7 protein-coding genes, 1 tRNA gene and 1 pseudogene are annotated in these 7,853 nt (G+C 42.4%); 3 read left to right on the forward strand and 6 right to left on the reverse strand.

Going from position 1 to position 7,853, the window contains the following annotated elements; translation table 11 throughout:
- Positions 1 to 120: 120 nt before the first annotated feature.
- Positions 121 to 666, forward strand: a pseudogene (locus B9G53_RS15085) (AI-2E family transporter); the annotation flags it as partial.
- A 10-nt stretch (positions 667 to 676) separates the two neighbouring features.
- On the opposite strand, the gene B9G53_RS15090 reads toward B9G53_RS15085, so the two are convergent.
- Positions 677 to 1,519 (reverse strand): M28 family peptidase, encoded by an 843-nt coding sequence (locus B9G53_RS15090; protein ID WP_094533723.1) that lies wholly within the window; start codon positions 1,517 to 1,519, stop codon positions 677 to 679.
- Between the two features lie 98 nt (positions 1,520 to 1,617).
- Positions 1,618 to 1,690 (reverse strand) — tRNA-Thr (locus B9G53_RS15095).
- 354 nt (positions 1,691 to 2,044) lie between these two features.
- On the opposite strand from B9G53_RS15095, the gene B9G53_RS15100 reads away from it, so the two are divergent.
- Positions 2,045 to 2,752: a J domain-containing protein gene (locus tag B9G53_RS15100; protein ID WP_094533725.1), complete on the forward strand. Its 708-nt coding sequence runs from the start codon at positions 2,045 to 2,047 to the stop codon at positions 2,750 to 2,752.
- On the opposite strand, the gene B9G53_RS15105 is transcribed toward B9G53_RS15100, so the two are convergent.
- Complete coding sequence (locus tag B9G53_RS15105; RefSeq protein WP_094533727.1) at positions 2,749 to 3,660, reverse strand: TIGR04168 family protein; 912 nt, start codon at positions 3,658 to 3,660, stop codon at positions 2,749 to 2,751. The genes B9G53_RS15100 and B9G53_RS15105 overlap by 4 nt on opposite strands.
- Positions 3,661 to 3,775: 115 nt before the next feature.
- On the opposite strand from B9G53_RS15105, the gene B9G53_RS15110 reads away from it, so the two are divergent.
- Positions 3,776 to 4,729 carry an ABC transporter permease subunit gene (locus tag B9G53_RS15110; RefSeq protein WP_094533729.1) on the forward strand — a complete coding sequence of 318 codons (954 nt, stop codon included), beginning with the start codon at positions 3,776 to 3,778 and terminating at the stop codon, positions 4,727 to 4,729.
- A gap of 81 nt (positions 4,730 to 4,810) precedes the next feature.
- On the opposite strand, the gene bchE is transcribed toward B9G53_RS15110, so the two are convergent.
- The 3 genes from bchE to B9G53_RS15125 all read right to left on the reverse strand — a co-directional run bounded on the left by bchE (position 4,811) and on the right by B9G53_RS15125 (position 7,539).
- Positions 4,811 to 6,850, reverse strand: coding sequence for a magnesium-protoporphyrin IX monomethyl ester anaerobic oxidative cyclase (bchE, locus tag B9G53_RS15115; RefSeq protein WP_094533731.1), 2,040 nt, complete (start codon positions 6,848 to 6,850; stop codon positions 4,811 to 4,813).
- Positions 6,851 to 6,927: 77 nt separating this feature from the next.
- Positions 6,928 to 7,221 carry a DUF3593 domain-containing protein gene (locus tag B9G53_RS15120; protein WP_094533733.1) on the reverse strand — a complete coding sequence of 98 codons (294 nt, stop codon included), beginning with the start codon at positions 7,219 to 7,221 and terminating at the stop codon, positions 6,928 to 6,930.
- A 15-nt stretch (positions 7,222 to 7,236) separates the two neighbouring features.
- Positions 7,237 to 7,539 carry a DUF2499 domain-containing protein gene (locus tag B9G53_RS15125; protein ID WP_094533735.1) on the reverse strand — a complete coding sequence of 101 codons (303 nt, stop codon included), beginning with the start codon at positions 7,537 to 7,539 and terminating at the stop codon, positions 7,237 to 7,239.
- Positions 7,540 to 7,853: the final 314 nt, after the last annotated feature.

Here is a 7,853-nt window from a genome sequence, read left to right on the forward strand (position 1 = left end):
TATCACTAATCAGCTAGAGCAGTTTTTTGAATCCAGTCAATTTCTCTCAAAAATACAATTACGAAAAACACTGGATTTTATCTTTTCATTAATTCACTGATCTTATAGCGGGAAGGGAGTAGCTTTTTTATGTTGTCGGATGGCAAGAGATTATGGCATCTAATTATGAGACTATTTCCATCACATTTACGCTACGATCTAACAAAATCAATTCAAAAGAATTTTCTGGGTTTCTTTTGGGTGAGACTGCTGGTGTCGGTTTTCTTTAGCATCTCTATATTTATAGTATTGATTGTACTAAACAGTCCCTATCCACTAGTTTTAGCAGCTGTTGCTGGTGCATTTGACCTAATTCCTGGGATTGGAGCAACAATTGGAATTAGTTTGATCTGTTTAATTATTTTGCCTCAAGGAATTTTTCTTAGTTTGAAGGTTTTAGCGGCTTGCATTATCTTGGAGCAAGTAGCAGAGAACTTCCTCATGCCGCGAATTATGAAAGGCTCGGTGAACATAAATCCCGTAATTATGTTCTTGGTGCTCTTAATGGGAGCGCGAGTGGGTGGATTGATTGGGGTTTTTCTATCCATCCCAATTACAGGTGTGATCATTAGCATCCTTGATATCGATGAAATGCGCGGAGAAGTAACTAAAAAAAAATCTAGTTAATGTCGAGCTTTTAAGACAAATTAGCAACTCCTGTGATTAATCCTCGACAAACTTGAGTGAGAAATTCTAAGTCGAGAGTTTCTAGCTGATCGCTACTTTTGTGATAGTGCGGATTCCGCATAAATGCAGTATCGGTAATCATCAGGGCTTTATAGCCAGCATCCCAAAAAGGAGCATGATCGCTCAGACGGGTAGATGGTATTGCTAAGCCACGCCAACCTGCGGGAAGCCATTGACAAGGAACTACAGCTTTCATGTGATGCTGTAAATGGAGCAGATCGGGAATTGTGGGAATGCTACCAATAAGTCCAATAAAGTCACCTGTATTGGGATAGAACTTGTCTAATCCTGCGGGATAATGCTGCGAATTGGGAGTGCGATCACAATAGCCCAACATCTCCAAAGAAATCATCAAGCGTATTTTTTGGTTTTCATGCTTGAGCTTATCTGCATAAGCAGTACTACCTAATAATCCATATTCCTCCATATCAAAGGCAATTAATTGAATGGGATATTTAACAGGATTTTCCGAAAAATATGTAGCGAGTTCGAGAAGTACCGCAACACCTGATCCATTATCATCTGCACCTACACAGCCCGCCACCGTATCGTAATGTGCGCCAATAATCAAAGGCGATCGCTGTTTATGATCTTTAGCCGCAATCTGCAAAATCAAGTTCTGATGAATATTTCCATTGACTTCAAAATCATGGGTGAGAACTTCACCAAATTTTGCAAAATGCGATCGGATATATTCACGGGCAAATAAATGTCCAGCCGATGCATAGTAAGGATTACGCTCTATAACTAATCTTTCAAGATGTTGGGTTAATCGAAATTGCAGGTTTTTCATAATTATTATTACGACAAAGCTTGTGGCATCTTTGCCTAATTCATGCCTGAATTTTAACTAAAAAAGCACTGCATTGCAGTGCTTTTTCTTGAAAAGTAAGCTGGGGACGAGACTCGAACTCGTGACCTACTGATTACAAATCAGTTGCTCTACCAACTGAGCTACACCAGCAAATTTAATCCTTTGACAGGATAACAGAAGTGCGATCGCTTTAGCAACATTTATCGTAAAAAATTAATCAGGACAAATCAAAACCCAAAAGAGTAATGGCGGTGCGATGCACCGCCATTACTCTTTTGGGTTTTAAATCTTAAGTAAATTTTGCATTGCTATAGAAATCTCAAAATTGTTTTTTGATGATTTTCGCTGTCAAGTGGTTGACGTTGACAGAATATCCCTACAAAATGCTTATTAGGAAAAGTTTTGCTCTGCTTAGAAATAATATTTCGACAATATCGAAATCCTCAAAAATTCGGCATGAAAAACATCAGGAAATTACCGCAAACGTAGATTAATCACAAGGATATGGCTAGGACAAGCGATCGCACCCAACAAGTAAATCATTATAAAACCCTGAGAATTAGCTATAGTGCTGCTCCTGCCGAGGTCAAAAGCGCCTATCGTGGGCTGGTTAAAGAATATCATCCCGATTGCAATCATCATCTCGATAATCATGATGATATAGCCTCGATCAATCTGGCTTACGAAGTCCTTAGCAATCCCCAATCTCGCGCCCATTACGATCGCAGTCTTGGCATTAAACACTCGCCCAATGGTGTATCGCAGGGGGGAAAGCGATCGCCATCTAAGCGGGAAACCCATCTTAACGAGGATCAGAAGCTTGATCGCTGGTTTAAACAAGTTTACGAACCGATTACCGAGATGCTCGAAGTAATTTTGGATAGTCTAGATGAGCAGATCGACGATCTTGCGGCTGATCCCTATGATGATGGTTTGATGGAAGATTTTGAGGATTATATTGATGAATGTCGTGGCTCCTATGCCAAGGCACAGATTTTCTTCCGTGCGTTTCCTAATCCTACCTCTGCGGCAGGGATTGCGAGCTATCTTTATCATTGTCTCAATGCGATCAGTGATGGAATTGAAGAATTAAATTACTTCACTCTAAATTTTGACGATCATCATTTGCACACAGGACAAGAACTATGGCGCAGGGCTGACGAAATGCGTTATTGTGCTCAAATGGCGATGGAAAATTTGCAAACAGTTTAAAGTGTGCGTGGCAACAGAGTATTCTCTTTAACTACTTGGCAGTGCGAATTGAGCCATACGAGAGATATTTGGGTGACCGTTCCCGATTCTAAGGTAACAATGGAAAAGTTACGGTACTCTTCGTTATTGCTTTGGACAATTCTTGGTGTACAGGCCGCGTTAAGAAAAACTGTTCCCTTTTCGTTAGTCACTAGCACTTCACGAGTTCGTTTAGAATTAAGCCGTAAATGGTGATGCATATGCCCAAAGGTAACTAGAGGAACTGTTTTGAGCATTTGATAGGATTTGGAAATAGCTTCCGTAAAATCTGGATCACCATAGTCACCGCCACCAGCTTTCCAATCTTTACCACAAATAGAATGTTCTTCGCTTCCCAATCCGAAAGGGCCATTATGTCCCAGAAAAACTATATTGTCATGGGCAGTGTTGGCAACAGATTCAACAATCCGTTGCGTCGATTCGGCAAAACTTTTAACATTAAAGTGATCGCTATAGAATGTTGCTTTCTTCCATCTAGAACTGCCCCAACTAAAGGGACGCGCACCAACTACGGAAAGATTTAATTCAGGAAAGTCTAGCCAACTATAACCAACATGGAGCTTGCCTAAAATATCTAATTGCTGCTGCACGCGATCTTCTTTGGTGCGATCGTAAGGACATTTCTTTTTATTGAGTTTTTTCTGATTATCGGAGGCACTGTACCAAGCATCATGATTGCCCAAAATCACAGCTTTCGGCATATCAAGATTAGCGATCGCCCTTACAACTTCCACTGATTCATTGCCAATATCACCGACAAATAGAACTAAATCGACTTCCAAAGCCTGAAGGGCTAAACGATCTTCAATGGGCTGCCATAAATCATGAACATCTCCAACTATAGCTATTTTGACCGATGACTTGGGCATGACTGGCAGATACTTAGGGGTAGATTAGTAGTATAGCAAGCCAATAAATTTGATGTGCGCTATGCGCCGACTATACTAAACTTAAATTTAATCCAGATTGGGAGTGCTGTGAGCCATGTCCGCAAGTAATGGGAGCTTCGTAACAAGTTTACAAACTAATTTCAAAAGGAATTTCTGGAATTGGCGCACGATCGCTCAGTTGTTTTTTTTAGCGATCGTAATTACTTGCAGTATTTTGGCATGGAATACCCTAGCCAGAAATATGCGAAATTCAGGGCTAGCAATTAGTTTTGACTTTCTCAGCGATCCTGCTTCCTTTGATATTGCCGACTCCCCTTTTCCCTATAAAGCTTCGGATAGCTATACCAAAGCCCTACAGGTTGGGTTACTTAACTCTCTAAAGGCGATCGCCGTTAGCATCATCTCGGCAACTGTCGTTGGTGTTACGGTTGGCGTATCACGGCTATCAAGTAACTGGCTGCTCAAGCAACTGTCCCGCGTTTATGTAGAAGTCCTCCGCAATACGCCCTTACTATTACAACTATTTTTCTGGTATTCGGCGATCTTTTTAACACTTCCATCCGCTAGCGATCGCATCTCTCTAGGATTTGCCACGCTTGCCAAAGATGGCATCACGATTGCCGCTTTAAAAATGACCCTGAGTTCTGAATTTTGCGCTCTAGTTTTAGGATTGACCATGTTCTCCAGTGCTTTCATCGCTGAAATTGTCCGTGGGGGGATTCTCTCAGTTCCCAAAGGACAAACGGAAGCCGCTAAAGCACTGGGGTTAACTAATTTCCAAACGATGCGAAAAATTGTGTTACCCCAAGCATTACGTGTCATCATTCCGTCACTGACTAGTCAGTACGTGAATATTGCTAAGAATTCTAGCCTAGCGATCGCGATCGGCTATACCGATATTTATCGCATCGCTTCGACCACAATTAATCAGACGGGAAGACCTGTAAATGTGATTTTGATTATCATGGGTGTATATTTAGCTATGAGTCTGACAATTTCCGCAAGTATGAACTTACTAAATCGCCAGTTCCAAATTGTTGAACGCTAATCTATATAATTTACACGGCTTTAGGATGCAAAGGTAAGAATAGGCGGCGCAAAGCGCCGCCTATTCTTACCTTTGCAGAACTTAAACGGGAACGACATTTTCCAAAAGAGGCGCGATCGCAGGATCTTCATAGCGCCCTTTTTTATGGGTGATATGTACAGCTTCCGCAAGTTTTTCAATCGGGGAATCCTTGAGACAGAAGCCATCCACACCCGCAGCGATCGCTTCGCATAGGATCGTGCTTTGTTCGGGAGTCACCAATATCAAAATCTTCGAGGGAATCACGTAAGAATTTTCTTGAACTCTACGCGCAGAGCGGAGAAACTTCACCAAATTCATGTCTGGGAGCGCCGCATCGACAACGGCAACATCCACATCGATCGATTCGAGGATCACCAGTCCTGTTTCACCATTAGTTGCCTCACTCGCAACTTCGATACCCGCTTGCGATCGCAGATTTACCCGTAAATCAATCCGCGTTTGCTGATCGGCTTCCACTACCGCTACTTGAATCACATCATTTTTGACAACCTGTTCTTTGGTATAGGAATCAAGGGCTATATCGTTAGGCGCACCACAGGCGGAAATCGTGCCAACAAAATCAATATCGGCAGAACCAACCTGCCCTTTTTTAATGAGCGCCATTTGTTCAGGTGTCAAGATACGAGCTTCATCGAAGCCAAAATCAATTTCTGTATGCAAGCCCTTTTGCTTGACGCGATCAAGATTATAGAAGCGCTTGTTGAGCGTTGTCTTCACAAATGCCCAAAGACAGCCTAAGAGGTAGCGACGCTTGAAGGAATCTTTCTCAAACCAATATTCGAGAAACTTCCAAGAATAAAATCTGGCATAGTTACGAAGCACTCCTTTCAGCACTTCCTCACGGCTCATATTGTCGGGCTTGATAATCGGCGTAACAAAGTTGTAGTGAGAATAGTCGCGAATTTCCACTTTATCTTGCAAATCTTGGAAGAGTTCCGCAAAGGGCCAAGGAGTGTACATATTCCAATTGGTCATATCCGCTTTCCAATCCCTTGCCATGCGATAGGTTTCTTCAATGGTTTCGGGAGTTTCGTTGGGCAATCCCATAATGAACTGCACTTCCGCAAGAATGCCATTATCACGCAGTAGTTGCACCGCCCGTTTATTATCAGCGATTGTGGTTTCTTTACGGAATAGATTCAGATTCAGTTGTGCTGAAGCCTCGGTTCCCAGAGATACATGAACTAGTCCTGCTTTGTGATAGAGAGGTAATTCCTTCTCATCACGGAGAATGTCGGTAACGCGAGTATTAATGCCCCAGTGAACACCTAAATTGCGATCGATTAATTCATTACAAAGCGCTACAAACCGCGATTTATTAATCGTTGGTTCTTCATCAGCAAGAATGAAAAAGCCGACCTTGTGATCCTTGACTAGCCGTTCGATTTCATCGACAAATTGCTTGGGCGATCGCGATCTGTATTTACGCCAGAACTTCCACTGTGAGCAGAATCGACAACGAAACGGACAGCCTCGCGAATAATTGGGAACCGCAACTCTCGTATTCAGAGGCGTGTAAATATATTTATCCCAATCCAATAAACTCCAATCAGGAGTGAGCGTATTCAAGTCCTTAATTGGTGGATGGGCAGGCGTAGCCACGACTTTTCCATCCTCTAAAAAGGCAATTCCTAAAATATTGCGTCGCTCTTGTTCATCAGTACCATTCGCGATCGCCTTTAATAGATTTACCGTGATTTCTTCCCCTTCACCCCGAATGATGTAATCTACCCAAGGAGCCTCACTCAACACTTCACGATACATATAGGTAGGATGCACACCACCCATAATTGCCTTGGCTTCTGGGCAAACGGTTTTAACTAACTTTAAGGTTGCCTGTGACTTATAAATCATCGGTGTGATCGCAGTACATAGCACCACATCGGGCTGATAGGTATTAATCTGGACTGCCAGTTCCACATCACCGATATAGTTACACATGGCATCGATAAAGCGGATTTCTGTGAATCCTGCGGTCTTTAATGCACCACCCACATAGGGAACCCAACTGGAGGGCCAATTTCCTGCAATTTCTGCGCCGCCAGAGTGATAGTTAGGCTGGATCATTAAGATACGCATAGTTTTTTTCCTGCTTGGCTAAAAATGTTTCGGGTATGATGATGTCCTGCGCTTCGCGCAGGACATCATCACTGTAATTAATTGAGTTTTGGCGATCGCGCGATCGCTTGACGAAATCCCAATACAATCAGCGTGTTCGATAGCGTTAAAAAAGATTCGGCAGTACCATGCAGCCAATCGACATTGGAAAGCGAAGTTCCATAAACGATTTTGGTATAAATTCCCGCAGGAATAGTCACACCCACAAATAGCAAAGTGCAGTAAAAGCCAATCAGAGCTAGTTTTGGCACTTGTTGCGATCGCGTCAGTAACCAAAGAAATCCGATATATGGAAACAGCGATAGAATAAAAAGAGTATCTTTAGAAATCATCACTATTCCTATCCATTAGCGAACTTGAACTGATTGCTTCCAAAGGAACAGAGCCACAACCATCAAAGCAAAGTTGCCGAGTAAGGTCATAGCTGCTTGAACTAGCCCTAACCACTCTAGGGATGGATCGTTGTCATAAAAGTGCCAAGTACAGACACAGATAGCGCTGACTAGGGCAGGTAACATGGCGATCGCAAATCCTTGCCAAACTTTATTTCGGCTAATATTGGCATAAGTCCAAACTAGCCAAATTGCCACAATCCATTCTGTGACACTGAGGATATGGATGATCCAAGTTGGAATTGAGAGTGCGTGCATAGGGGCTGCTAGATTTTTGACACAAGTAAAAACCATGAATTGTTGAAAGTTCTGCAAAGCAAAACCTTCAACAATTCACGATGGTTGGTGTAAGGTGCCTGCTGTAAATACCTTTTACCTAGATTTACATAGTTTTTTGGTTATACCCAGATATAAAGTTACTAAACATTACAATTCCACGGTTTGAAGATGGGTAGACAATGGTTATCAGCCCAAAAGAGAATGGCAGTGCGAAGCACTGCCATTCTCTTTTGGGCTTTGATGTTCTATCTGCTGAAAGCAAAAACAGCAAAAGCCTCGCAAAGCGAGGCTTT

It is taken from the genome of Pseudanabaena sp. SR411, from assembly GCF_002251945.1.
Taxonomy (GTDB): Bacteria; Cyanobacteriota; Cyanobacteriia; order Pseudanabaenales; family Pseudanabaenaceae; genus Pseudanabaena.